Genomic DNA, 24,119 nt, shown 5'->3' on the forward strand with positions numbered 1-24,119 from the left:
GGCACAACCTATCCCACCGGCCCGGTCCGGGTACGACGTGCGGGCCGGTTCAGGCGGTGGTGAAATCGCCGTCGTCGAACGGGCCGACGACGGCCAGCGACATCGGGCGGGACAGCAGGTCGGCGGCGACCGCGTTGACGTCGGCGGTGGTGACCGCCTCGACCCGGGCCAGCAACTCCTCGACGGTCATCAGGTCGCCGAAAAGCAGCTCGCCCTTGGCGATCCGGCTCATCCGCGACCCGGTGTCCTCCAGGCCGAGCACGTAGCCGCCGCGCGTCATGCCCTTGCCGCGGGCCAGTTCCGCCTCGGTGACGCCGTGGGCGGCCATCTCGGCCAACTCGGCCCGGATCAGCTCCAGCACCTCGTCGACCTTGCCCGGGGCGCAGCCGGCGTAGACGCCGAAGATGCCGGCGTCGGCGTACTGGCTGAAGTAGGAGTAGACCGAGTAGGCCAGCCCGCGCTTCTCACGAATCTCCTGGAACAGGCGGCTGGACATGCCGCCGCCGAGGATGTTGTTGAGGACGTCGAGCGCGAACCGCCGCTCGTCGAGCCGCCCGAAGCCGGCGCAGCCGAGCACCAGGTGGGCCTGCTCGGTGTCCTTGTGCTCGACGACGGTGTCGGCCCGCCGGGTGCGTACCGGGCGGATCGCCGACCGGCGCGGTGCCGGCGCGGCCGGTCCGGTGTCCAGCGGCCCGCCGCGCAGCGCGGCACGCACCAGCCGGACCACCTCGGTGTGTTCGAGGTTCCCGGCGGCGGCGACCACGATGGACGGTGCGGTGTAGCGGCGCCGGTAGAAGCCCTGGATCTGGGCCCGGCTCATCGGCGAGATGGTCTCCTCGGTGCCGGAGATGAGCCGGCCGAGCGGGTGGTCGCCGAAGACCGCCCGGGCGAGCAGGTCGTGCACCTCGTCGCCGGGCTCGTCGTCGTGCATGGCGATCTCTTCGAGGATCACGCCCCGCTCGGTCTCGACGTCGGCCGGGGTGAGGATCGAGTCGGCGACCGCGTCGACCACGACGTCGATCGCCAGCGGCAGGTCCTCGTCGAGCACCCGCGCGTAGTAGCAGGTGTATTCCTTGGTGGTGTAGGCGTTCGTCTCGCCGCCCACCGCCTCGATCTCCGCGGAGATCTGCAACGCGTCGCGCTTGTGGGTGCCCTTGAAGAGCAGGTGTTCGAGGAAGTGCGAGACGCCGCACTGCGGCCTGGTCTCGTCGCGCGAGCCGACCGCGACCCACACCCCGAACGAGACGCTGCGGGTCGTCGGGATCGCCTCGGTGAGGATCCGCAGCCCGCTGGGCAGCACGGTACGGCGTACCGTGCCGCCCAGGGTGCGGGTGACCGCCCGGCCGCCGCCGCCCGACCTGGATCGGGCGGCCGCGCGGCCATCGGATCGACCGCCGGTGCGCTGAGCTGGGAGCAATGTGGGTCGCACCGCCCGGTTCAAGTGACCATTGCTCCTAGCTCGACGTACGGCCCGACGGGTCAGCTGTGCCGGTTGCGGCGCCGGCGCGGCTGCTCGCCGCCGCCCTCGCCGCCCTCGCCCCGGTCACCACGGCTCGGGCCGCGGTCGCCGCGGTCCCGGTCACCACGGTCGCGCGGGCCGCGGTCGGACCGGTCCCGGGCCGGCGGACGCTCGCCACCGGCCTCGGCCTCGGCCGCCTCCGGGGCCTCCTCGCCCTCGGGACGGACCTTGTCCAGGTAGATCTTGCCGCGGGCGTCGATGTCGGCGATCTGCACCTCGACCTTGTCGCCGACGTTGAGGAAGTCCTCGACCCGCTCGACCCGCTTGCCGTCGCCGACCTTGGAGATGTGCAGCAGGCCGTCCCGGCCGGGCAGCAGCGACACGAACGCGCCGAACGCGGCGGTCTTGACCACCGTGCCGAGGAACTTGTCGCCGACCTTGGGCAGGGTCGGGTTGGCGATCGCGTTGATCCGCTCGACCGCCGCCTCGGCGGCCGGCCCGTTGGTCGCGCCGACGTAGATCGTGCCGTCGTCCTCGATCGAGATGTCGGCGCCGGTCTCGTCCTGGATCGCGTTGATGGTCTGGCCCTTCGGGCCGATCACCATGCCGATCTTGTCGACCGGGATCTTCACCGTGGTCACCCGCGGCGCGTAGTCGGACATCGTGGCCGGGCCCTCGATCGCCTGGCGCATCACGTCGAGGATGGTCTGCCGGGCCTCGTACGCCTGCTGCAGCGCGGCGGCCAGCACGTCGGACGGGATGCCGTCGAGCTTGGTGTCGAGCTGGAGCGCGGTGACGAACTCGGGAGTGCCGGCGACCTTGAAGTCCATGTCGCCGAACGCATCCTCGGCACCGAGGATGTCGGTCAGCGTCACGTAGCGGGTCTTGCCGTCGACCTCGTCGGAGATCAGGCCCATCGCGATGCCGGCGACCGGTGCCTTCAGCGGCACACCGGCCGAGAGCAGGCCGAGGGTCGAGGCGCAGACCGAGCCCATGCTGGTCGAGCCGTTGGAGCCGAGCGCCTCGGAGACCTGCCGGATGGCGTACGGGAACTCCTCGCGGCTGGGCAGCACCGGGATGAGGGCCCGCTCGGCGAGCGCGCCGTGCCCGATCTCGCGCCGCTTCGGCGCACCGACCCGGCCGGTCTCGCCGACCGAGTACGGCGGGAAGTTGTAGTTGTGCATGTAGCGCTTGGACTTCTCCGGCGACAGGGTGTCCAGCGTCTGCTCCAGGCGGAGCATGTTGAGCGTGGTGACGCCCATGATCTGGGTCTCGCCGCGCTCGAACAGGGCGCTGCCGTGCACCCGGGGCAGCACGCCGACCTCGGCGGTCAGCGGGCGGATGTCGCGCAGGCCCCGGCCGTCGATGCGGATCTCGTCGCGCAGTACGCGGGCCCGCACCTCGGACTTGGTCAGCGAGCGGAAGGCCGCGCCGACCTCCTTCTCGCGCCCCTCGAAGGTGGCGGCGAGCTGCTCGTAAGCCTTGTCCTTGATCCGGTCGAGGGCGTCCTCGCGCTCGGCCTTCGGGGCGATCTTGAGGGCCTCGGCGACCTCGCCGCGGACCGCCGCGGCGACGGCCTCGTAGACGTCGTCGGAGTAGTCGAGGAAGACCGGGAACTCCGCGACCGGCTTGGCGGCCACCTCGGCCAGCTCGCTCTGCGCCCGGCACAGCTCGCGGATGGCCGGCTTGGAAGCCTCCAGGCCGGCGGCGACGACCTCCTCGGTCGGGGCGGGCGCGCCACCGGCGACCAGGGCCACGGTGTGCTCGGTCGCCTCGGCCTCGACCATCATGATCGCCACGTCGCCGTCGGGCAGCGCCCGGCCGGCGACCACCATGTCGAAGGTGGCCCGGGCCAGTTCCTCGTGGGTCGGGAAGGCGACCCACTGGCCGTCGACGTGCGCGACCCGGGTCGCCCCGATCGGGCCGGAGAACGGCAGGCCGGACAGCTTGGTCGACATCGACGCCGCGTTGATCGCGACCACGTCGTAGGGGTGCGCCGGGTCGAGGGCGAGCACCGTCGCCACGACCTGGACCTCGTTGCGCAGGCCCTTGACGAACGAGGGGCGCAGCGGGCGGTCGATCAGGCGGCAGGTGAGGATCGCGTCCTCGCTCGGCCGGCCCTCGCGACGGAAGAACGAGCCGGGGATGCGGCCCGCGGCGTACATCCGCTCCTCGACGTCGACGGTCAGCGGGAAGAAGTCGAAGTGCTCCTTCGGCTGCTTGCTGGCGCTGGTCGCGGAGAGGACGACGGTCTCGCCGAGCTGGGCGAGCACCGATCCGGCGGCCTGCCGGGCGAGCCGGCCGGTCGAGAAGACGATCTCACGGGTGCCGAACGCACCGTTGTCGATGACGGCCCTGCTGTGCTGGTTGCCGAGATTGGTCTGCTCGGTCATAGGTGTTTCGTGCTCCTTCGATCGTGGGCCCACGACCCCGCCGGAGCTGTTCAGACAGCCGGTCTTCGATCGAAGCGCCCGGGGGAGCCGGCTCGGAACGGCCGGCTGGCCCGGGGGCCACTACCGAGGACCGGTGCGCTGACCGGCTCACGATGGCAAGGGCGCTGGTGCCCTGTCGTGCCGTCGCCGGTGGCGACGGTGGTCTCGAGTGTCGCCTCGGCGGCGACGGGTGGTCTCGATCGTCGCCGGGTCGGCGACGTGTTCCGTGGTGACGGACTCGGGGGGAGCGGCACCGGCCGCTCCCCCGACAAGTCACCTACGCAGGCCGAGCCGCTCGATGAGCGACCGGTAGCGGTTGATTTCCTTCTTCTGGAGGTAGTTGAGCAGCCGGCGGCGGCGACCGACCAGCAGCAGCAGACCACGACGGCTGTGGTGGTCGTGCTTGTGCACCTTCAGGTGCTCGGTCAGCTCCGCGATCCGCTTGGTCAGCACCGCGACCTGCACCTCGGGCGAACCGGTGTCACCCTCGACGGTCGCGTACTCCTGGCGGATCTTAGCCTTGGACTCTTGGTCGAGCGCCATTTTCTCCCTGTTTCCGTGGGTTTGGATCGCAAACCTCGCACCCGCGGCGTCGTGCAGGCACGCGAGGCCCACCGTCGGTAACCCGACGTCCCGCCCAGGTTACCAGCCCGCAACCGCGCCTTCGCGCTACCGCCCACCGGGCACGTCCTGCCTGGCCGGTGGGCCGCCGGTCGCCGTCACCCGTCGGTGAGCACCGCACGGGTCCGCTCGACGTCCAGGGCCATCTGCCGGACCAGCGGTTCCACGCCGTCGTACCGGCGCATCTCCCGCAGATGCGCCACGAAGTCCAGCGCCAGCCGCTCACCGTAGAGGTCGCCGTCGAAGTCCAGCACGTACGCCTCGACCCGCCGTTCCCGGCCGCTGAAGGTCGGGTTGGTGCCGATCGACACCGCCGCCCGGTGCCGCTGCCCCCGGCACACCAGCCACGCCGCGTAGATCCCGTCGGCGGGCACCGCCGCGTAGCGGTGGCACAGCAGGTTGGCGGTCGGGAAGCCGATCTCCCGGCCGCGCTGGTCACCGCGTACGACGACCCCCTCCAGCCGGTGCGGGCGCCCCAGGGCGCGGGCCGCCGCCTCGACGTCGCCGGCGTCGACCCCGGCCCGGATGTACGTCGACGAGAACACCGTGCCGTCCTGCGACACCAGCGGCGCCCCCTCGACCGCGAAGCCGAACGTGCGCCCGAGCCGACCGAGCAGCTCGACGTCACCGGCCGCCCGGTGCCCGAACCGGAAGTTGTCCCCCACCACGACCAGCGCGGCGTGCAGGTGCTCGACCAGCACGTCGTGCACGAACCCCTCCGGGGGCAGCCGGGAGAAGGCGGCCGTGAACGGCAGGACGCACAGCACGTCGACGCCGAGTGCCTCGATCAGCTCGGCCTTGCGGGCCGGCTCGGTCAGCACCGCGGGGTGCGATCCGGGCCGGACCACCTCCGCCGGGTGCGGGTCGAACGTCACCACCACCGACTTCACGCCGAGGTCGCCGGCCCGTTTCACGGCGTGCGTGATGGTCGCCTGATGGCCCTTGTGGACGCCGTCGAACACCCCGATCGTCACCACCGCGCGACCCCAGCCGCCCGGTGCCGCGTCATACCCCCGCCAGCGCTGCATCAGCCTTCCTTCCCCCCGTCGTGCCCCGCGCCCGCCTGTCGCGTCATGCCGGGGCGAGCACGATCTCGGCCCGGGCCCGCCCCTCCCGTTCGCTGACGATAGCGAGCAGGCCGCCGTCCGGGCCGAAGACCGCGTACGGGCCGACGATGCCGGCCGGCTTCAGCGGGCCGCCGTGCGACAGCACCTTCGCCTCGGCGGCGTCGGCCTCGCGCTGCGGGAAGTAGCGGCGGGCGGCCTGCGTGAGCGGCAGGTTCACCACGTCCGGCGCCCGCCGCTCCAGTTCCTCGAGGGTGGCCGCCTCGGCCAGGGTGAACCCGCCGACGGACGTACGGCGCAGTGCCGTCAGGTGTCCGCCGACCCGCAGCGACGTGCCGAGATCCCGGGCGATGGCACGCACGTAGGTGCCGGACGACACCGCGAGGTCGACGTCCACGTCGACGACGCCGGGCTGGTCGCGGCGGATCGCGAGCACGTCGAGGCGGGCCACGGTGACCCGGCGGGCGGCGAGTTCGACCTGCTCGCCGTCGCGTACCCGCTTGTAGGCCCGCTGCCCGTCGATCTTGATCGCGCTGACCGCGCTGGGCACCTGGTCGATCTCGCCGGTGAGCGCGGCGAGCCCGGCCCGGATCGCGTCGTCGGTGACCGTGTCGGCGGCCGTGGTGGCGATCACCTCGCCCTCGGCGTCGTCGGTCACCGTCGACTGTCCGAGCCGGATCGTGGCGGTGTAGCCCTTGTCGGACCCGATCACGTACGTCAGCAGCCGGGTGGCCCGGCCGACGCCGACGACCAGTACGCCGGTGGCCATCGGGTCGAGGGTGCCGCCGTGTCCCACCCGCCGCGTCCTGGCCAGTCGCCGGATGCGGGCGACGACGTCGTGGGACGTCATCCCGCCGGCCTTGTCAACCACGATGAGCCCGTCACTATGCACGGTCGTCCACCCTGCCAGACCCCCGTCTCCCCTTCCCCGCGGCCCACCCGTGATCCTCGTGATCAGGGACCAGGTCGGGCGTGTCGCCGACGCGCCGGCCTCCCCGCTCCCTGATCACCGGGATCAAGGAGCTGGACCGGGGGCCGGGACGGGTCGGCCGGGGGCGCCGGGTGGGTGCGCGGGGCGGCGTCAGCGGACCGCGCCGACGACCGCCCAGCGGCCGGAACGCGTCCGCAGCAGCAGGCCGACCAGCCGGATGACGACCATCAGCACCAGTCCGGCCCAGATCCCGCCCAGCCCGAGGTCGAGGGCGTACGCCGCCCAGATGGCGGGCAGGAACCCGCCCAGTGTCGCCACCAGGGTGAGGTTGCGCAGGTAGCGGACGTCGCCGGCCCCGATCAGCACCCCGTCGAGGGCGAACACGACCCCGGCCAGCGGCTGCATCGCCACGAACCACGGCCAGGCCAGCATCGCCTGGTCGCGTACTGCCGGGTCCGGGCTGAACCACCCCGGCACGACGCCGGAGCCGACGGCGATGAGCACCGCGAACACCAGCCCGCAGGCGACGCCGAGCAGGGCGATCCGGCGGGCCAGCCAGCGGGCGCCGTCGGCGTCGCCGCCGCCGAGGGCGGCGCCGACCAGCGACTGGGCGGCGATCGCGACGGCGTCGAGGGCCAGCGCGGTGAAGAAGAACAGTTGTACGGCGATCTGGTGGGCGGCGACCGAGGCGGCGCCGAAGCGGGCCGCGACGGCGGTGGCGGACAGGAAGCAGATCTGGAACGCGGCGCCCCGCATCAGCAGGTCCCGGCTGACCGCGAGCTGGCGACGGATAACCGAGGGGTCGGGGCGCAGGGCGGCCCGCTCGACGAGCAGGGCGCGGGCGAAGAGCAGCCCACCGAGGCTCTGGGCGACGACGTTGGCGATGGCGGAGCCGGGCAGCCCGAGGCCGACGGGATAGACCAGCACCGGGCAGAGCATCGCGGACAGGACGTTGGCCGCCAGTACGTAGACCACCGGCCGGCGGGTCTCCTGCACGCCCCGCATCCAGCCGTTGCCGGCGGCGGCCAGGAGCAGGCCGGGGGCGCCCAGCGCGGCGATCCGCATCCACTGCGCGGCGGCGTCGGCCACCTCGGTGCCGCCGCCGGCGAGGGTACGCGCCAGCGGCCCGGCCACGACCTGCATGCCGAGCGCGACGGCGACGCCGACGGCGAACGCGAGCCAGGACGCCTGGACGCCCTCGGCGACGGCGGCGGCCCGGTCGCCGGCGCCGAAGCGGCGGGCGGCCCGCCCGGTGGTCCCGTACGCCATGACGGTGCCGAGCCAGGCGATCAGGGTCAGTACGGTTCCGCCGACGGCCAGCGCGGCGAGCGGCACCCGACCGAGGTGACCGACGACGGCGGTGTCGACGAGCACGTAGACGGGCTCGGCGGCGAGCACGACGAGGGCGGGCAGGGCGAGGCCGGCGATCCGGCGCAGCGTGGCGCGGGATGTCGCGGGTAGGGCCGTGGGGTGACTCATCGTCCCGCATCCTCACACGGGTCGGTAATGGGTCACAACCTCCTGACCACTTACCCGGGCGGTCGCCCGTACGCCATGCCGCCGGCGAGCCAGCGGCGCACCTCGCGCCGGCTGCGCAGCCGTACGACGGCGAGTCGTGGCGTGTGGGCGGCGACCGCCGCGAGAAGGTGGGTCCGGGGCCGACCGGGATAGCTCCAGATCCAGCGCAGGAACGCCGGCGTGAGCCGTTCGGGGCAGCCGGGGTGCAGGTCCGGGCGGCCGGTGGCGCGGAACCGCCAGCGACGCCGGATCACCGCCCACAGGCAGACCGGTCGGGGCAGGTCACACAGGACGAGCAGGTCGGCGCGGGGCAGCCGCAGGTCGAGGGTGGAGCCGTAGTTGCCGTCCATCACCCAGGCGTCGGCGGCGGCCAGCCGGCCGACGGTGGCCCGCCAGCGGTCCGGTTCGGTCGCCACCCAGCCCGGCTGCCAGTAGTGCCGGTCGAGGTGCACGACGGGCAACTCGAGCCGCTCGCCGAGTTGCCGCGCGAGGGTGGACTTGCCCGCGCCGCCGCTGCCGACGACGAGGATCCGGCGCACGGCCCGATCGTATCGCCGGGGCGTGCGTCCGGCGGCCGTACGGCGACGGTGGGCCGCCGGCGCCCCGGGTGTCCGGGACGGCCCGGCCGGCGATGGACGCCGGCGCTACTGGCGGGTGTCCATCGAGGTCTGCAGGGCGCGGCGGGCCTGCTCGCGGGCCTCGTCGCTGGTCTCGGGCTTCGGCTTGCTCGCCATGGGAGGTTCCTTCCAGGGTGCGCCGGGAGGTCCGGCCGGCGGCGGACACGCGGGGGTGTCGGGCGCGGGCCGGATCGGCGGTGGGCGGTGGTGCTGGTCGCCGGCGGCGGCCGTCCGGGATCACCGGAAGCGGACTGCCGGGGCAGCGTGCCGGCCCGGGTCTGGTCGACCCTGGAGGTCGGAACGTGGTGGGCCTCGCCCGGATCGCCACCCACGGGGGCAGCGCGGTGACGGGCACGGCGCGCACCGTCACCCAAGCTATCGTTCAGGTCCACATCCTGCGCACCATTCCCGTGATGCGAGAATGATCACCAGGTCAGCGGGCGAAGAAATGCCACCCCAGCCACCACCAGAAGCCGAACACCCCGATCCGGCCAACCGGCACCCGGCCGACCTCGTACTGCATCACGTAGGCACAGACGTCGCCGAGCGTCGGAATCCTCGAACCCTCCCGGCGCGCCGCCCACTCCATCACCAGGAACAGCACGATGGCCACGGCGAAGCCGCCGATCGCCAGCAGACGGGTGCCGCTCATCGCCGGACCAGTCCCCAGAACGCCGCGAGCCAGGCGAAGTAGGCCGCCGAACGGATCAGCGGCTCCTCGAGCAGCGGGTCGGCGAGCTTGGAGAAGGTGGGGAACTCCTCGGACGACCCGAGGAAGAACGTCGCCCCCTCGAAGACGGCGAAGATCACCGCCGGCAGCACCCACCAGACGGCGGGCCGGCCGAACGAGCGGGGCGCCGGCCGGCGCGGCAACCGGTTGGACAGCCCCAACCAGACCAGCGTGCCGCCGGTGCCGATCGCGTAAAGGTTCGCCTGGGTGGAGAACGACGGGAACTGACCCCCGATCACCGACAGCAACGCCAGCACCGGAACCGTGACCAGTGGTCTGTCCCAGGCCCGGGGCACCGACGCGGTGAGTTCCTGCGGCTGTTCCATCAACCGATTGTCACCTGCTGTCCGGTGCGACGGAAACCCGGATCAGACTCCGGCTTGTCCCGGAACCTCCGGATCGATCAGTGCCGTGTCCAACTCGTCCCGGATCGCCGCCGCCACCTCGTGGGCGGTGCCACGCCCGGTGAACCCCGCGGCGAGCCGGTGCCCGCCGCCGCCGAGCGCCACCGCGACGCGGCTGACGTCGACCGCGCCCTTGCTTCGCATCGACACCGCCCACTCCCGGGTGCCGGTCTGCTTGACCACGCAGCTCACGTCCGCCTCGGCGGCGCACCGGACCGAGTCGATCAACGGCTCCAGGACGTACGGCCGCTGTCCGTGCCGGGCCAGGTCGTCCTGGGTCGCGTACGTCCACACCATGCCGTGACCACCGGCCGCGGCCGGATCGAGCGTCGTCCGGCTCAGCACCTCGCCGTACAACCGGATCGCACCGAACGGGCGGGTGTCGAAGATCCGCCGGGAGATCTCGCCCGGCCGGATGCCGGTGGCGAGCAGGCGGGCCGCCATCTCGTGCACCGCCGGGGTGGTCATGTCGAACCGGAACGAGCCGGTGTCGGTGGCCAACGCCACGTAGAGACACTCGGCGATCTCCTGGTCGAGCGGCACCCCGAGCCGGGTGAGCAGCCGCTCGGCGACCACCGAGGTCGCGGCGGCGGCCGGGTCGACCAGGTGGATCCCGCCGAAGCGGGTGTTGGACGCGTGGTGGTCGAGCACGATCGCCGGCGCCCGGTCGAGCCGGTCGACCAGGTCGCCGAGCCGCGACTCACTGGCCGCGTCGAAGCACAGCACCAGGTCGGGATCGGCGATCGCCTGCGCGGCGGGCACCAGCAGGTCGAGGCCGGGCAGCGCCCGGAATGGTTCCGGCACCTCGGGCGGGCCGGGGAACGTGGCCTGGAGCTGGCGTACGCCGAGCCGGCGCAGCCCCAGCCCGAACCCCAGCATGCTGCCCAGCGCGTCCCCGTCGGGGTTGACGTGGCAGATCAGCAGCACCCGCCCGCCGGCCGGCAACGACCGGACGGCGGCCACCGCCGCCGCCCAGTCCTCCTCCGTCGGCCCGCCGGGTGCGGGCGGCTCGGCCAGAGCCGCCCCGTTGCCGCCGCCCGAGGCGTCGGTCACCGCCGGTGCTCCGCGGCGTCGGCCGGTCCCGTGCCGCCGACCCGGTCCTCGTCGCCCTCGCCGTCGCTGTCGTCGTCGGTGTCCTCCACCCGGTAGGGCTGCGCCTCACCGGCGTGCTGGGCCCGGGCGGCGAGCCGCTGCACCTCGGCGTCGGCGTTACGGGCCGCGGCGAGCAGCTCGTCGATGTGCTTCACCTGGTCCTGCACGTTGTCCAGGACGAACGTCAGGGTCGGCGAGTGGCGCAGCCCCAGGGCCTTGCCGACGGTGCTGCGCAGCATGCCCTTGGCGCTCTCCAGCGCGGCCGCGGTGCCGGCCTGGGCCGCCGCGTCGCCGAGCACCGTGTAGTAGACCGTCGCGTCCCGCAGGTCGGCGGTTATCCGGGCGTCGGTGATCGTGATCATGCCGAGCCGGGGGTCCTTGATCTGGGTACGCACCACCGAAGCCACCAGTTCGCGTACCCGCTCCGCGTGCCGACGTACCTTGGCCGGGTCCGACATCTCGCCACCTCCACGGCATCCTGCGTTCCAGGACAGTGCTCAACCGTCAACGGACATTCCGTACCTGCGGGCCGGCGGCCGACCGGATCGTCGTGCCGCCGGTGACCGGGCCGGTGCCCATGACTGGAACATTACCTTCGCCGCGGCCGGCCACACCTGCCGGCGCAACCCCGGTCACACCGGCCCGGGCGGTCAGTCGTCGGGGCCGTGCAGCCGGCGCCGGACCGACAGCAGTTCGGTCTCGGGGCGGCCGGCCACCAGCCGCTCACAGGAGTCGAGCACGGTGCGGACGTGGGCCGCCTCGGCGGCCACCACGGCCACCGCTATCTCGGCGCGGCCGTGCAGGTCGAGGGCGCCCACCTCGGCCGCCGACACCTCGAACCGGCGCAGGGCGGCGACGATGGGGCGTACGTAGGAGCGTTTCGCCTTCAGCGACCGGGAGTCGCCGGGCAGGAGCAGGTCGAAGACCGCGGTTCCGGTGAACATCGCCGGTCAGCGTAGCGAACCGGTCCCCGGGGTTCACCCGGGTTTCCCGCTCACCCGGGTTTGCGGGCCACCAGGACGTCACGTTCGATGGCCTGGTCGACCCGGTGCGAGAAGTCGAGGTAGCCCGGCCCGTCCACGGGCACCAGGCCGGCGTCGGCGAGCACGGCGGCGGCCTCGTCGCGCCGGGCGACGTGGGTGTTCCACGAGATGCCTACCGCGCCGCCGGGGCGGAGCAGTTCGGCCCAGACCGGCACCGCCGCCGCCAGCAGGTCCAACGGCCGGCGGGACAACCCCTGTTCGGTACGGCTGCCGTGGGCGACCCCGTACGGGGCGTCGGCGACCACCACGTCGGCGCAGCCGGCCCGCAGGAACTCCCGGGCCCGGACGGTGTCGCCGTGCAGCACCGTGACCCGCTGGGTGGCTCCGGACCGGTAGTCGTCCTTCGAGCCGGCGAGGACCGCCTCGAACCGCCGCGCGACGAGTCGCCGGTCCCGGCGTACCGGGGTGGTCTCCGCGGTGTGCTTGAGCCGCTTGCGCTTGAGCCAGGTACGCAGGAACGCCGAGTACGCGTCGACGTCCTTGCCGTCCAGTTCGACCCCGATCGCGTCGTAGCCGTACATGAGGGCCTGGTTGAGGGTGGTGCCCCGGCCGCACAGCGGGTCGAGCACGACGAGCTGCCGGTCGAGCATGCCGGGTGCGGACGCCGACGCCAGCAGGGTGACGTTGAGCAGCAGCCGGGTGAACTGCTCGTTGGTCTTGCCGGCGTACTTCGGGATGGTGATCAGGTCGTCGTCGAAGCGCGCCAGCGGGTGCAGCGGTACGGGGCGCAGCAGGTCGTCGCCGACCCGCTCGAACAGCGCGTACGCCGCCGACAGGTTCGCCAGCCGGTCGACGTCGCGCCGGCTCGGGGTCGCCTCGAAGGTGACGTAGCCGACGCCGGCGATCTCCCGCTCGGCGATGTCGCCGACCGGCCCGTCGAGGACCCCGGCCGCGGCCAGCACGGCCAGCTCGGCCCGGGTCATCCGGCCGGCCGCGTCGGCGTAGACGCGGTTGGCCGACGGGGCCAGCAGCAGGGCGTACTCGGTCATCGTGGGGTTCTTCCGTTTCGGTGGTGCAGGGGCCGGGGCAGGACGCGATCCGGGGAGGGACCCGTACGGGTCCCTCCCCGGATCAACGCGGATCGGTCAGGAGCGCGGCTTCTCCCGCATCTCGAAGGTCTCGATGAGGTCGCCGACCTGGACGTTGTTGTAACCGCTCAGGGTCAGACCGCACTCGAAGCCCTCGCGCACCTCGGTCGCGTCGTCCTTGAAGCGCTTGAGCGAGCTGATCGTGAGGTTGTCCGCCACGACCGCGCCGTCCCGCAGGAGACGTGCCTTGGCGTTACGCCGGATGACACCCGACCGCACGATGCAGCCGGAGATGTTGCCGACCTTGGACGAGCGGAAGACGTCGCGGATCTCCGCGCTGCCCAGCTCGACCTCTTCGTATTCGGGCTTGAGAAGGCCCTTGAGCGCGGCGTCGATCTCCTCGATGGCCTGGTAGATGACGGTGTAGTACCGGATCTCCACGCCCTCGCGGTCGGCGATCTCCCGGACCTTGTTGGAGGCCCGGACGTTGAAGCCGATGATCGTGACCGCCTCGGACGAGGCGCTCGCCAGCATGACGTCGCTCTCGGTGATCGCACCGACGCCCCGGTGGATGATCCGCAGTTGGACCTCTTCCGGGATGTCCAGCTTGAACAGCGCGTCCTCGAGCGCCTCCACGGAACCGGAGACGTCGCCCTTGAGCACCAGGTTGAGCGAGGTCTTCTCGCCCTCCTTGAGCTGCTCCATGAGCGTCTCGAGGGTGGCCCGCCCACGGCTGTTGGCGAAGCTCGCCGCCCGCCGCCGGGCCTGCCGCTGCTCGGCGATCTGACGCACCGTGCGGTCGTCCTCGGCCGCGAGGAACGTGTCGCCAGCGCCCGGGACCGCGGTCAGACCGAGGACCAGGACCGGACGCGCCGGACCGGCCTCGCTGACCGGCTTGCCGTTCTCGTCGAGCATCGCCCGGACCCGGCCGTGCGCCCCACCGGCGACGATCGAGTCGCCCGCCCGCAGGGTGCCCTTCTGGACCAGGACGGTCGCCACCGCACCACGACCCTTGTCGAGGTGGGCCTCGATCGCGACACCCTGGGCCGGCCCGTCGATCGGAGCGGTCAGCTCCAGCGACGCGTCGGCGGTCAGCAGCACCGCCTCGAGCAGCTCGTCGATGCCGATGCCCGGCTTGGCGGCCACGTTGACGAACATGGTGTCGCCGCCGTACTCCTCGGCGACCAGCCCGTATTCGGTGAGCTGCTGGCGGACCTTGTCGGGGTTCGCCTCCGGCTTGTCGACCTTGTTGACCGCGACCACGATCGGCACGTCGGCCGCCTTGGCGTGGTTGAGCGCCTCGATCGTCTGCGGCATGACGCCGTCGTCGGCCGCGACGACCAGGACCACGATGTCGGTGACCTGGGCACCACGGGCACGCATGGCGGTGAACGCCTCGTGACCCGGGGTGTCGATGAAGGTCAGCGCGCGGTCGACGCCGTCGTGCGGTACGTGCACCTGGTAGGCACCGATGTGCTGGGTGATGCCACCGGCCTCGCCCGCGACGACGTTGGCCTTGCGGATCGCGTCGAGCAGCTTGGTCTTACCGTGGTCGACGTGACCCATGACGGTCACCACCGGCGGCCGGCTGACCAGGCGGTCCTCGGCGACCTCGGCGTCGAGGTCGATGTTGAACTGGGCCAGCAGCTCGCGGTCCTCGTCCTCCGGGCTGACGATCTGCACGTCGAAGCCGAGGTGCTCGCCGAGCAGCAGGAGGGTGTCGTCGGAGCACGACTGGGTCGCGGTGACCATCTCGCCCAGGTTGAACATCTCCTGGACCAGCGAACCCGGGTTGGCGTTGATCTTGTCGGCGAAGTCGGACAGCGAGGCGCCGCGCGACAACCGTACGACCTGACCCTGACCCCGGGGGGCACCCGAGCTCATGGTCGGTGCGGACAGGTTGTCGAACTCTTGTCTGCGCTGCTTCTTCGACTTGCGACCACGGGTCGGCTTGCCACCCGGACGCCCGAAGGCGCCCGCGGCACCGCCGCCACGGCCACGACCGCCACCGCCGGGGCGACCCGCGCCACCGGCCGGAGCGCCGCCACCGGGACGGAAGCCACCACCGGCACCGCCACCGCCGCCACCACCGGGGCCACCGCGGAAGCCACCGCCACCGCCGCCACCACCGGGACCGCCACGGAAGCCACCGCCACCGCCGCCACCACCGGGACGGAAGCCGCCGCCGCCACCACCGGGACGACCGGCACCGCCGCCGGGACGACCGGCACCGCCACCGGGGCCGCCACCCGGGCGACCCGGACGCTGCGAGGGCATCGACGCGGGGCTCGGCCGCGGCGGCATGGAAGCCGGGCTCGGCCGCGGCGGCATGGAGGCCGGGTTGGGCCGCGGGCCGCCACCGGTCTGCGGTGCCGGACGCTGACCACCCGGGGTGATGCCGAACGGGTTGTTGCCGCCGCTACGCGCGGGCGGCCGGCCACCGGGACGACCCGGCGCCGGAGCCGGCGTGCCGGGCGCGCTCGGCCGGTTCGCGGCCGGCGAACCCGGACGCGGGGGAACCGAGGTCGGACCCGGCTTCGGTCGCGGCGCGCCGCCGTCGGCCGGCGGCTCCCGCCGGGCCGGCGCCTCGCGCTGCTGCTGCCGGGCAGCCTGCGCCGCCTTGACGGCGGCCTCCTGCTCGGCCTTGAGGGCCGCGGCGCGCGCCTCGGCGGCCGCCACCTCGATGTCGTGGGCACTCGCCGGCTTGGCCACCGGTGCTGCCGGCGGCTGCGGCGGGCCGAGAACCGGCCCCTTCGGCCGGACCGGCGGAGCCGGTCGGCGGGGCGGCATGGGCTTGGCCGAGATCCTGGCGGGGCTGCCGGGACTCGGTGCTGCGGGCGTCGGGGCGGCGGGGGCCGAGGGCTGCTCCGACGATGCGACGAACGCGCCACGCAGCCGCCGGGCGACGGGTGCCTCCACGGTGCTCGACGCGGACTTGACGAACTCGCCCATCTCCTTCAACTTGGCGAGAACGGTCTTGCTTTCGACCCCGAGCTCTTTTGCCAGCTCGTGTACGCGGGCCTTGCCTGCCACTGCACTCCTCACTCCGAGGTCGTGCGGGCAGATCCCGCAGCGACCTCACTCGTGCACTTGAAGCCTGGTCATTTCAGGGACTTCATCGTGTGCTCATGTCGGTCGTCCTACCTTGCTTGCGACCCTCGTCCGGTCGGATGACCGGACGTAGTGGTTGACGCGCGGAGGTACTCGGCCAGCTCACCGGTGTCAGGTGCCCCGGTGATGCGCAACGCCCGCCCGAAGGCGCGGCGTCGCTGCGCCAGCGTGAAGCAAGCCGGATCAGGATGCAGGTGCGCGCCCCGACCCGGCCGGCTGCGGCGCGGATCGGGACAGAGGCTGTGACCAGCACCGATCTCGATCGCGACGATCCGCAACAGTTCGGCGGCCGGCGCACGACGCCGGCAACCCACACAGGTGCGGACCGGCAACGCACGACGAACCACGAGAAAGTCTACCCCTACGCGCCGGCAACCGCTCCGCCCGGCTCGGCGGCGTGATCACGTACGCCCCGGTCGCCGGGAGCCGACTGCTCGGTATCGGGCCGGATGTCGATCCGCCAACCGGTCAACCGGGCCGCAAGTCGGGCGTTCTGCCCCTCGCGGCCGATCGCGAGCGAGAGCTGGAAATCGGGCACCGTGACCCGGGCGGTACGCGTCGCGGCGTCGACGACCTCGACCCGCAGCGCCTTGGCCGGCGACAACGCGAACCCGACGAACGCCGCCGGGTCGTCGGACCAGTCGATGATGTCGATTTTCTCACCGTGCAGCTCGCTCATCACCGCCCGGACCCGCTGCCCCATCGGGCCGATGCAGGCGCCCTTCGGGTTGACCCCGGGCGCCGTCGAGCGCACCGCGATCTTCGTACGGTGACCTGCCTCACGTGCGATGGCGGCGATCTCGACGGTGCCGTCGGCGATCTCCGGCACCTCCAGCGCGAAGAGTTTCTTGACCAGGTTGGGGTGCGACCGGGAGAGCGTGATCTGCGGGCCGCGGAAGCCCTTGGCCACGTGGACCACCACGCACCGGATCCGCTGGCCGTGCTCGTAGACCTCGCCGGGCACCTGCTCGGACTGCGGCAGCACCGCCTCGAGCTTGCCCAGGTCGACGGTGACGATGCCCTTCTCGGCCCGCGCCTCGTGCGCCTGCACGACCCCGGTCACCAGGTCGCCGTCGCGGCCGACGTACTCGCCGAAGTGCACCTCGTCGGTGGCCTCCCGCAGCCGCTGGAGGATCACCTGCTTGGCGGTCATCGCCGCGATCCGGCCGAAGTCGTGCGGGGTGTCGTCCCACTCCCGTACGACGGTGCCGTCGGGGTCCGTCTCCTGGGCGTAGACCAGCGCCGCCCCGTTCTTGCGGTCGATCTCCACCCGGGCGTGGGGCTCCGCGCCCTCGGTGTGCCGGTAGGCCGTGAGCAGCGCGGTCTCGATCGCCGCGAGAATCGTGTCGAACGGGATCTCCCGCTCGCGTTCCAGTGCGCGCAACGCCGCGAGGTCGATGTTCACCTCTGCTCGCCCTCCACTTCGTCGTCGTCGGGTTCGTCGGCGTCGTCGATCTCGTCGAGATCGTCGTCGGCCACCTCGTCGAGCCGGGTGAACTCCACCTGGACGCGGCCGGGGCCGAGGTCGACGTGCTTCCATTCGTGGGTGACACCGTCGACGTCGAGGGCCACCCCGGCGTCGTCGGCGGCGACCACCCGTCCGGTCACCTGCCGCTCGCCCGCGGTGACCTTGACCAGCCGGCCGACGCTGCGCCGCCAGTGCCGGGGCAGGGTCAGCGGGCGGTCGACGCCGGGCGAGCTGACCTCGAGCTGGTATTCGCCGACGAGCAACTCGGTGCCGTCCTCCTCGGCGGCGTCGAGCGCCGCCGAGACGGCCCGCGAGACGTCGGCGACGGCGTCCAGGCCGATGCCCGCCTCACCGTCGACGATCACCCGTACGACGTGCCGGCGGCCGGCCCGGGAGACCGAGACGTCCTCCAGGAAGTAGCCGGCGGCGGTGACGACCGGTTCGATCACCGCGCGCAGCCGGGCGCGGCGAGCCGAGAGGTCGGCGCGGGGCCGGTCGGCGGGACGGGGGCGCTCGCCGCCGCGCGGCCGGGCCTCGCCGCGCGATCCGGGTGCCGGCCTGCCGGAGGCGCGGCCACGCTGCGTCATCTGGCGGACCCCTTCACCATCGTCGGCCCCGGCGGGCAATGCCGCTGGGTAACCATGCCAGTACGCCACCGGGCGTTCGCGCCCGGCGGCTGCGCAGAGCGTAACGCGCGAACGGCTCTTCCGATCGGCCGGCGCACCGACCCGGCGGGCCGGAGACGGCGGGGGCGCCCCACGGGCGGCGCGGATGGTGTTGACTTGGCCGGTGCGGAGCGGGAACACCTACATCCACGACATCGGACCGGGACGCTCCCGGCGATGGCTGCTGCGGATGGCGGGCGCCACGGCCGGTCTGGCGGCCACCGGTGTGCTGTCGGCCTGCGGCCTCTTCGACGGCGACGACCCACCACCGGCCCCGGACCCGCTCGCCCCGCTGCTGGCCGACGCGCGTGGCCTCGCGGCCCGGCACGAGGCCGCGGCCGCGGCCCATCCCGCCCTGGCCGACCGGCTGACGCCGATCGCGCAGGCACACCGCGCGCACGAGGCGGAGCTGGTCCGGGTGACCCGGGAGTCACCGTCCCCGTCGCCGTCCGGGGCCACCGGGGTGGCGCCGCAGGTGCCGGCGGAAGCCGACGCCGCCCTGGCGGAGCTGCGTACGGCCGAGGAGGCGGGCCACAAGCTGGCCCAGGACGCCTGCCTGGCCGCCCCGGCGGAGCGGGCGGCGCTGCTCGGCTCGATCACGGCCGCCCGGGCGACCCACCTGGAGGTGCTGTGAGCAAGCGGAGTATGACGGCGTGAGCGAGCGCAGCGAACGAACCATCAGGCAACACGATGAACACGGCGGCGCCGAGCGAAGCGAGGTGACGCCGTGAGTACGGGACTGGCGGCGGCGCTGACCGCCGAATACGCGGCGATCCACGCGTACGGGGTGATCGGGGTGCGGCTGGCGGACGCCGCCGCGGCCGACGCGCGGGCCGCCGAGGCGGCCCACCGGACTCGCCGGGACGCGCTGACGGTCCTGCTGAACGAGACGTCGGTCACGCCACCGCCGGCGGAACCGTCGTATGTGTTGCCGTACCCGGTCACCGACGTCGCCTCGGCACTCCGGCTGGCGGTCGAGATCGAGGAGCGTACGGCCGCGGTGTGGCGGGCGGCGCTGCCGGTCACCACCGGCGACCAGCGTGGTCAGGCGCTCGCGGCGCTGACCGACTGCGCGGTACGGGCGACCCGGTGGCGCCGTACGGCCGGCGGCGTCCCGCTCACGGTCGCGTTTCCCGGCAAGGTGAGCTGACCCGGCGGTTCCGGGTCCGCGCCGTCCCGTTCACCGGTGGCCCGGACGGGGCGCCGGTGACACCGGGAACCCTTGCATACCCAGTACGTATACTGGTTGAGTATGACGATCCGCCACGGTCTTCTCGCCCTGCTCGAGCGCCAGCCGATGTACGGCTACCAGCTCCGGGCCGCCTTCGAGGAGTCCACCGGCGCGACCTGGCCGCTCAACATCGGGCAGGTCTACACCACGCTGGCCCGGCTGGAACGGGACGGTCTCGTACGGCCCCTGCCGGAAAACGACGGGGGGCAGCGGCCGTACGAGATCACCGACACCGGCCGGGCCGAACTCGCCGCCTGGTTCGGCACTCCGATCAGCCGGAACGACCGCCCCCGCGACGAACTGGCGATCAAACTGGCGCTGGCGCTGACCACCCCGGGCGTCGACGTGCGGGCCGTCGTGCAGACCCAACGCACCGCGACGATGCGTACCCTCCAGGAACTCACCCGGCTGAAGGTGCGCGACGACCGGCCGGGCGACCTGTCCTGGCGGTTGGTGCTGGACTCGATGCTCTTCCAGGCCGAGGCCGAGATCCGCTGGCTGGACCATTGCGAGGTCAGCCTGGTCCGGCACCGGCCCGCCGCACCCGGCGGCGCCGTGCCGACCGACCGGTCTCCCGGGCGCCCGTACCCCGCCGGTCCCGCCGTCGGCGCGGACGCGCCGGACGCCCCCGCGCGGGCGGAACGGTGAACCTGCTCGAACTTCGCGACGTGCACCGGACGCACGGTTGCGGCGCGGGCGCGGTACACGCGTTGCGCGGGGTCGACCTGACCGTCCGGCCGGGTGAGCTGGTCGCGGTGATGGGGCCGTCCGGCTCGGGCAAGTCGACGCTGCTCAACCTGGCCGGCGGGCTCGACCGGCCGACCCGGGGCCGGGTATCGGTGGCCGGCGCCGATCTCGGCACCCTCGACCGGCGCGGGCTGGCCCGGCTGCGCCGCCGCTCGGTCGGCTACGTCTTCCAGGACCTCAACCTGCTGCCCAGCCTCACCGCGGTGGAGAACGTCGCGCTGCCGCTCGAACTCGACGGCCGGGGCGTACGGCACTCCCGGCGGCTCGCGGTCGCGGCGCTGGCCGAGGTCGGCCTCACCGACCTCGGCGACCGGTTCCCCGACGACATGTCCGGCGGCCAGCAGCAGCGGGTGGCGATCGCCCGCGCGCTGGTCGGCGAACGGCGGCTGGTGCTCGCCGACGAACCCACCGGCGCGCTCGACTCCCAGACCGGCGAAGCGGTCCTGCGGCTGCTGCGCGGCCGGGTCGACGCCGGCGCGGCCGCCGTGCTGGTGACCCACGAGGCCCGGCACGCCGCGTGGGCCGACCGGGTGGTGTTCCTGCGGGACGGGCTCGCCGTCGACACGTCCGGGCCGCTCGACGGGCCGGAGCACCTGCTCCAGGACATCGGGTGAGGTCCTGGCGGGCCGCGCTGCGGATCGCCGCCCGGGAGGCCCGCCGGGCGCGGGCGCGTACGGCGCTGGTGGTGGCGATGATCGCGCTGCCGGTGCTGGCGCTGTCGTACGTGGCGGTCAACTACGACATGTTCCGGCTGACTCCCGCCGAGCGGGCCGAACGCCGGCTCGGCACTGCCGACGCGTCGCTGACCTGGCTGGTCGACGGGCCGCTGACCCAGAACCTGCGGGGCGGCGGATGGGTGATCCCCGGTGATCCGCCCACCACGGCGCCGACGCTCGACGAGGTACGGGCCGTGCTGCCGCCGGGCAGCCGGGTCGTCCCGCTCGGCGAGACCAGGCTGGCGCTGCGTACCACCACCGGCGTCGGCGAGCTGCCGGCCACCGTGGTCGACCTCGCCGACCCGATGGTCCGCGGGATCGCGTCGGTGGTCGAGGGCCGTGCGCCGGCCGGCGACCGCGAGATGGCGGTCAGCGCCGAGGCGCTGCGCCGGCTCGGCGTCGGGCTCGGCGACGACGTGACGAGCGCCGACGGCGTACGCGTCTACCGGGTGACCGGGGTGGTGGAGTTCCCGGCGGACCTGGGCGAGATGGTGGCGCTGCCGCCGGACGCGGGCCCGGTGGCGCAGCGGTGGCTGGTCGACGCCCCGGAACCGGTGACCTGGGAGCAGGTCGAGCAACTCAACCAGCGCGGATTCCTGGTCGAGTTACGGACGGTGCTGCTCGACCCGGCGGCCGATCCCCGCTACGACCCGTCCGTCGCCGACGCGGACGCGACGGTCGTCGGGACGGGCGTGCTGGTCGCCGGGTTGGGCGTGCTGGAGGTGGTCCTGCTCGCCGGGCCGGCGTTCGCGGTCGGCGCCCGCCGCCGGCGACGCGATCTCGCCCTGGTCGCCGCGAACGGCGGCACCCCCGCCCACCTGCGCCGCATCGTGCTGGCCGACGGCGTGGTGCTCGGGGTCGTCGGGGCGGCCGTCGGCATCGTCCTCGGCATCGCCGCCGCGTTCGCCGGCCGCCCGCTCGTCGAGGAGTACGTGGCCCAGGCCCGGGCCGGCGGATACCGGGTCCTGCCGCCGGCGCTGCTCGCCGTCGCCGGGCTGGCCGTCGCCACCGGGGTGCTCGCCGCGATGGTGCCGGCGTTCACCGCGGCTCGGCAGGACGTCGTCACCGCGCTCAGCGGCCGGCGCGGCGCGGTCCGGTCCCGCCGGCGGTGGCTGGTCGTCGGCCTGCTCGCGGCCGCCACCGGCACGGCCCTGGCGGCCGCCGGCGCGGCGTGGGTGAGTGAAACGGTCATGCTGGCCGGGTTGGCGCTCGCCGAACTCGGCCTGGTGTTGTGCACACCGAGCCTGATCGGGCTGCTCGCGAGGTTCGGCCGGCTGCTGCCGCTGGCGCCCCGGATCGCGCTGCGCGACACCGCCCGCAACCGGGCCGCGGCCGCGCCGGCGATCGCCGCCGTGATGGCCGCGGTGGCCGGCAGCGTGATGATCGGCGTGTACCTGGCCAGCGATCGGGCCCGTAGCGTCGAGGGGTATCAGCCGGCCCTTCCGCACGGTTACGTCACCGCCTGGTACGACGGCTTCGCGCCACCTTCGGATCCGGCACCGGTCGAGCGGGTCGCCGCCGCCGCCCGCGACGCCGGTATCGAGGTCGGCGCGGTGGCCCGGTTGCACCAGCCGACCTGCCCGCCCGGCACCGCCGAACGGATCTCCTGCGGCCTGACCGTCGCGGTCCCCGCCGGGCGGGCGTGCCCGTACGACCCGTCCGGCGCCCTGGAGGCGCGGGACCGCCGCCGGGCGGCCGAGGATCCGCGCTGCGCCGTCGGGTACCACACGATCTCGGGGGTGCTCGCCGACTCCGTCGTCGACGACGGGTCGGCGCTACCGCTGCTGACCGGCGCGGACCCGGACGACCTGCGCCGGGCCACCGAGATGCTACGGGCCGGCGGGGTGGTGGTCACCGAGCCCGGTCTGGTCGTCGACGGGCAGGTGGCCGTGGAGGTCCGTCGCTACGACCCGGCGCTGCCACCGGATCCCGGTGGCGGGCGCGCCGTCGTCGACACGGTCCGGCTGCCCGGCTACGCCCTCACGTCCGGCCTCTCCGCCGAGCGGGTCGTCTACTCGCCGGCGGCGGTCGACCGGCTCGGCCTGGCCGCCGCCCACACCGGTTTCGTCCTGGCGACCGCCACCGAGCCGACGACCGGGCAGGAGGACCGGCTACGCGACGGCCTGCGCGCACTGCCCGGCAGCCCGGTGCCGGCCGTCGAGCGCGGCCCGGGTGGCTACGGCGACCTGGACGCGATCCTGCTGGCGATCGCCGCCGGTGTGGTCACCCTCGGTGCCGCCGGCATCGCCACCGGGCTCGCGGCCGCCGACGGCCGGGCGGACCTGTCGACCCTCGCCGCGGTCGGGGCCAGTCCGCGGGTACGCCGGCTGCTGTCGCTCTGCCAGTCGGGCATGATCGCCGGGCTCGGTTCGCTCCTCGGGGTGGTCGCCGGGCTGACCGGTGCCGTCGTCGTCATGTTCGCCCTCAACGAGGCCGGCCGGGCGGACTGGCCCGGTGGGGGCACCTACCCGGTGACGGTGCCGTGGTCGATGCTGACGGTCGTGCTCGCCGTACCGGTCGTGGCGATGCTCGGCGCGGGCCTGCTGACCCGGTCCCGCCTGCCGGTCGAGCGACGGATCGTCTGACCCGTCCGCCGGGGCTGTCCTCCGGCGGCGCGGGGCGGCAGACTGTGCCGGTGCCGGCCCTGCGAAACGTGACCCGTCGCCTCGGACACCGCCGGTGGTTCGCCGCCGCCGCCCGCGTCCTGGTGCCCGCCGACCGGCTGGTCAGCCGGCTGACCAGGGGCCGGGTGGTGGCGCTCGGCCTGGTGCCGTCACTGCTGATCACCACGACCGGACGGCGGTCCGGGCAGCCGCGCGGCAACCCCCTGCTGTACGTCCGCGACGGCGACGCCTTCGTGGTCGCCGGCTCCAACTGGGGGCAGGCCCGCCCGCCGGCCTGGGCGCTGAACCTGCTCGCCGATCCGGCCGCCACGGTCACCGTCGCCGGTCGGCGGGTCCCGGTCCGCGCCCACCTCGCCACCGGTGCCGAACGGGACCGGTTGTGGGGCCTGCTGGTCCGGGAGTGGCCGGCGTACGACACCTATGTGGACCGGGCCGGCGGCCGGCCGGTACACGTGTTCCGGCTCACGCCGGCCGGCTGATCACGGCCTCTCCCCCCTTGGTGCCAGACCCGCCGCGCGGACCGCTCCGGGCCGCCGGCCGCGCCCATCCTGGTATCGGCGCACCCCACCTCCGGGGCTGCCGACGGGGAGGACGAGATGAACACGCGATTCTGGGCCG

24 protein-coding genes are annotated in these 24,119 nt (G+C 73.7%); 7 read left to right on the top strand and 17 right to left on the bottom strand.

Translation table 11 applies throughout. The annotated features are described in order from the left end of the window. Positions 1 to 49 precede the first annotated feature (49 nt). From QCD66_RS28915 to QCD66_RS28945, 7 genes are all read right to left on the bottom strand, one after another. The gene (locus QCD66_RS28915) at positions 50 to 1,417 is read right to left on the bottom strand and encodes a M16 family metallopeptidase (protein WP_375735194.1); all 1,368 of its coding nucleotides are present in this window, start codon (positions 1,415 to 1,417) and stop codon (positions 50 to 52) included. A gap of 62 nt (positions 1,418 to 1,479) precedes the next feature. Beyond that, the gene (locus QCD66_RS28920) at positions 1,480 to 3,852 is read right to left on the bottom strand and encodes a polyribonucleotide nucleotidyltransferase (RefSeq protein WP_364207984.1); all 2,373 of its coding nucleotides are present in this window, start codon (positions 3,850 to 3,852) and stop codon (positions 1,480 to 1,482) included. A 312-nt stretch (positions 3,853 to 4,164) separates the two neighbouring features. After that, on the bottom strand, positions 4,165 to 4,434 hold the full coding sequence (gene rpsO, locus QCD66_RS28925; protein ID WP_364207986.1) for a 30S ribosomal protein S15: 270 nt from the start codon (positions 4,432 to 4,434) through the stop codon (positions 4,165 to 4,167). 176 nt (positions 4,435 to 4,610) lie between these two features. Next, positions 4,611 to 5,540, bottom strand: coding sequence for a bifunctional riboflavin kinase/FAD synthetase (locus QCD66_RS28930; RefSeq protein WP_357535847.1), 930 nt, complete (start codon positions 5,538 to 5,540; stop codon positions 4,611 to 4,613). A gap of 43 nt (positions 5,541 to 5,583) precedes the next feature. Continuing rightward, complete coding sequence (gene truB / locus QCD66_RS28935; protein ID WP_364207988.1) at positions 5,584 to 6,468, bottom strand: tRNA pseudouridine(55) synthase TruB; 885 nt, start codon at positions 6,466 to 6,468, stop codon at positions 5,584 to 5,586. 189 nt (positions 6,469 to 6,657) lie between these two features. Then, positions 6,658 to 7,986: an MATE family efflux transporter gene (locus tag QCD66_RS28940; RefSeq protein WP_375735193.1), complete on the bottom strand. Its 1,329-nt coding sequence runs from the start codon at positions 7,984 to 7,986 to the stop codon at positions 6,658 to 6,660. Positions 7,987 to 8,036: 50 nt separating this feature from the next. After that, the gene (locus tag QCD66_RS28945) at positions 8,037 to 8,564 is read right to left on the bottom strand and encodes an adenylate kinase (RefSeq protein WP_364207992.1); all 528 of its coding nucleotides are present in this window, start codon (positions 8,562 to 8,564) and stop codon (positions 8,037 to 8,039) included. A 380-nt stretch (positions 8,565 to 8,944) separates the two neighbouring features. On the opposite strand from QCD66_RS28945, the gene QCD66_RS28950 reads away from it, so the two are divergent. Beyond that, positions 8,945 to 9,067, top strand: a complete 123-nt coding sequence (locus tag QCD66_RS28950; RefSeq protein WP_357535841.1) for a hypothetical protein — start codon at positions 8,945 to 8,947, stop codon at positions 9,065 to 9,067. Positions 9,068 to 9,075: 8 nt separating this feature from the next. Here the strand turns inward: QCD66_RS28950 and QCD66_RS28955 are convergent, their stop codons facing one another. The 10 genes from QCD66_RS28955 to rimP form a co-directional block, all read right to left on the bottom strand. Next, positions 9,076 to 9,294: a DUF6186 family protein gene (locus QCD66_RS28955; protein WP_364207994.1), complete on the bottom strand. Its 219-nt coding sequence runs from the start codon at positions 9,292 to 9,294 to the stop codon at positions 9,076 to 9,078. Then, complete coding sequence (locus QCD66_RS28960) at positions 9,291 to 9,698, bottom strand: hypothetical protein (RefSeq protein ID WP_357535837.1); 408 nt, start codon at positions 9,696 to 9,698, stop codon at positions 9,291 to 9,293. The genes QCD66_RS28955 and QCD66_RS28960 overlap by 4 nt, the downstream gene beginning before the upstream one ends. 42 nt (positions 9,699 to 9,740) lie before the next feature. Further along, positions 9,741 to 10,793, bottom strand: coding sequence for a bifunctional oligoribonuclease/PAP phosphatase NrnA (locus QCD66_RS28965; RefSeq protein WP_375735210.1), 1,053 nt, complete (start codon positions 10,791 to 10,793; stop codon positions 9,741 to 9,743). A 32-nt stretch (positions 10,794 to 10,825) separates the two neighbouring features. Continuing rightward, entirely contained in the window at positions 10,826 to 11,326 is a 501-nt protein-coding gene (gene rbfA, locus QCD66_RS28970) for a 30S ribosome-binding factor RbfA (RefSeq protein ID WP_375735192.1), read from the bottom strand. A 192-nt stretch (positions 11,327 to 11,518) separates the two neighbouring features. Then, positions 11,519 to 11,812, bottom strand: a complete 294-nt coding sequence (locus QCD66_RS28975) for a DUF503 domain-containing protein (RefSeq protein WP_357535835.1) — start codon at positions 11,810 to 11,812, stop codon at positions 11,519 to 11,521. 50 nt (positions 11,813 to 11,862) lie between these two features. Continuing rightward, the gene (locus QCD66_RS28980) at positions 11,863 to 12,900 is read right to left on the bottom strand and encodes an SAM-dependent methyltransferase (RefSeq protein WP_364207998.1); all 1,038 of its coding nucleotides are present in this window, start codon (positions 12,898 to 12,900) and stop codon (positions 11,863 to 11,865) included. A gap of 96 nt (positions 12,901 to 12,996) precedes the next feature. Continuing rightward, complete coding sequence (gene infB / locus QCD66_RS28985; RefSeq protein WP_407566866.1) at positions 12,997 to 15,972, bottom strand: translation initiation factor IF-2; 2,976 nt, start codon at positions 15,970 to 15,972, stop codon at positions 12,997 to 12,999. Between the two features lie 107 nt (positions 15,973 to 16,079). After that, a complete protein-coding gene (locus tag QCD66_RS28990; protein ID WP_375734474.1) occupies positions 16,080 to 16,397 on the bottom strand; it encodes a YlxR family protein in 318 nt (105 codons plus the stop codon). Between the two features lie 14 nt (positions 16,398 to 16,411). Next, the gene (gene nusA / locus QCD66_RS28995) at positions 16,412 to 17,455 is read right to left on the bottom strand and encodes a transcription termination factor NusA (protein ID WP_357535830.1); all 1,044 of its coding nucleotides are present in this window, start codon (positions 17,453 to 17,455) and stop codon (positions 16,412 to 16,414) included. After that, on the bottom strand, positions 17,452 to 18,105 hold the full coding sequence (rimP, locus tag QCD66_RS29000; protein ID WP_364208000.1) for a ribosome maturation factor RimP: 654 nt from the start codon (positions 18,103 to 18,105) through the stop codon (positions 17,452 to 17,454). Before rimP ends, nusA begins: the two co-directional genes overlap by 4 nt. Before the next feature lie 259 nt (positions 18,106 to 18,364). On the opposite strand from rimP, the gene QCD66_RS29005 reads away from it, so the two are divergent. The 6 genes from QCD66_RS29005 to QCD66_RS29030 all read left to right on the top strand — a co-directional run bounded on the left by QCD66_RS29005 (position 18,365) and on the right by QCD66_RS29030 (position 23,980). Then, the gene (locus QCD66_RS29005; protein WP_375734503.1) at positions 18,365 to 18,817 is read left to right on the top strand and encodes a hypothetical protein; all 453 of its coding nucleotides are present in this window, start codon (positions 18,365 to 18,367) and stop codon (positions 18,815 to 18,817) included. A 93-nt stretch (positions 18,818 to 18,910) separates the two neighbouring features. Continuing rightward, entirely contained in the window at positions 18,911 to 19,333 is a 423-nt protein-coding gene (locus QCD66_RS29010) for a ferritin-like domain-containing protein (protein ID WP_375734475.1), read from the top strand. Between the two features lie 102 nt (positions 19,334 to 19,435). Continuing rightward, positions 19,436 to 20,062: a PadR family transcriptional regulator gene (locus QCD66_RS29015; RefSeq protein WP_375734476.1), complete on the top strand. Its 627-nt coding sequence runs from the start codon at positions 19,436 to 19,438 to the stop codon at positions 20,060 to 20,062. Continuing rightward, complete coding sequence (locus QCD66_RS29020) at positions 20,059 to 20,775, top strand: ABC transporter ATP-binding protein (protein ID WP_357535823.1); 717 nt, start codon at positions 20,059 to 20,061, stop codon at positions 20,773 to 20,775. Before QCD66_RS29015 ends, QCD66_RS29020 begins: the two co-directional genes overlap by 4 nt. Next, positions 20,772 to 23,462, top strand: coding sequence for an FtsX-like permease family protein (locus tag QCD66_RS29025; protein ID WP_375734477.1), 2,691 nt, complete (start codon positions 20,772 to 20,774; stop codon positions 23,460 to 23,462). Before QCD66_RS29020 ends, QCD66_RS29025 begins: the two co-directional genes overlap by 4 nt. A gap of 50 nt (positions 23,463 to 23,512) precedes the next feature. Then, the gene (locus QCD66_RS29030) at positions 23,513 to 23,980 is read left to right on the top strand and encodes a nitroreductase/quinone reductase family protein (RefSeq protein ID WP_364208008.1); all 468 of its coding nucleotides are present in this window, start codon (positions 23,513 to 23,515) and stop codon (positions 23,978 to 23,980) included. Positions 23,981 to 24,119: the final 139 nt, after the last annotated feature.

Origin of the sequence: Polymorphospora sp. A560, assembly GCF_045781765.1 — a bacterium.
Lineage (GTDB): Bacteria > Actinomycetota > Actinomycetes > Mycobacteriales > Micromonosporaceae > Polymorphospora > Polymorphospora lycopeni.

Bases quoted from the DNA above. Each gene is read 5' to 3' on its own strand.
- QCD66_RS28920 (WP_364207984.1), bottom strand. From the start codon at position 3,852: ATGACCGAGCAGACCAATCTCGGCAACCAGCACAGCAGGGCCGTCATC.
- QCD66_RS29015 (WP_375734476.1), top strand. From the start codon at position 19,436: ATGACGATCCGCCACGGTCTTCTCGCCCTGCTCGAGCGCCAGCCGATG.
- rimP (WP_364208000.1), bottom strand. From the start codon at position 18,105: ATGACGCAGCGTGGCCGCGCCTCCGGCAGGCCGGCACCCGGATCGCGC.
- QCD66_RS28940 (WP_375735193.1), bottom strand. From the start codon at position 7,986: ATGAGTCACCCCACGGCCCTACCCGCGACATCCCGCGCCACGCTGCGC.
- QCD66_RS28980 (WP_364207998.1), bottom strand. From the start codon at position 12,900: ATGACCGAGTACGCCCTGCTGCTGGCCCCGTCGGCCAACCGCGTCTAC.
- rbfA (WP_375735192.1), bottom strand. From the start codon at position 11,326: ATGTCGGACCCGGCCAAGGTACGTCGGCACGCGGAGCGGGTACGCGAA.
- QCD66_RS28955 (WP_364207994.1), bottom strand. From the start codon at position 9,294: ATGAGCGGCACCCGTCTGCTGGCGATCGGCGGCTTCGCCGTGGCCATC.
- QCD66_RS28930 (WP_357535847.1), bottom strand. From the start codon at position 5,540: ATGCAGCGCTGGCGGGGGTATGACGCGGCACCGGGCGGCTGGGGTCGC.
- rpsO (WP_364207986.1), bottom strand. From the start codon at position 4,434: ATGGCGCTCGACCAAGAGTCCAAGGCTAAGATCCGCCAGGAGTACGCG.
- QCD66_RS28960 (WP_357535837.1), bottom strand. From the start codon at position 9,698: ATGGAACAGCCGCAGGAACTCACCGCGTCGGTGCCCCGGGCCTGGGAC.
- QCD66_RS28975 (WP_357535835.1), bottom strand. From the start codon at position 11,812: ATGTTCACCGGAACCGCGGTCTTCGACCTGCTCCTGCCCGGCGACTCC.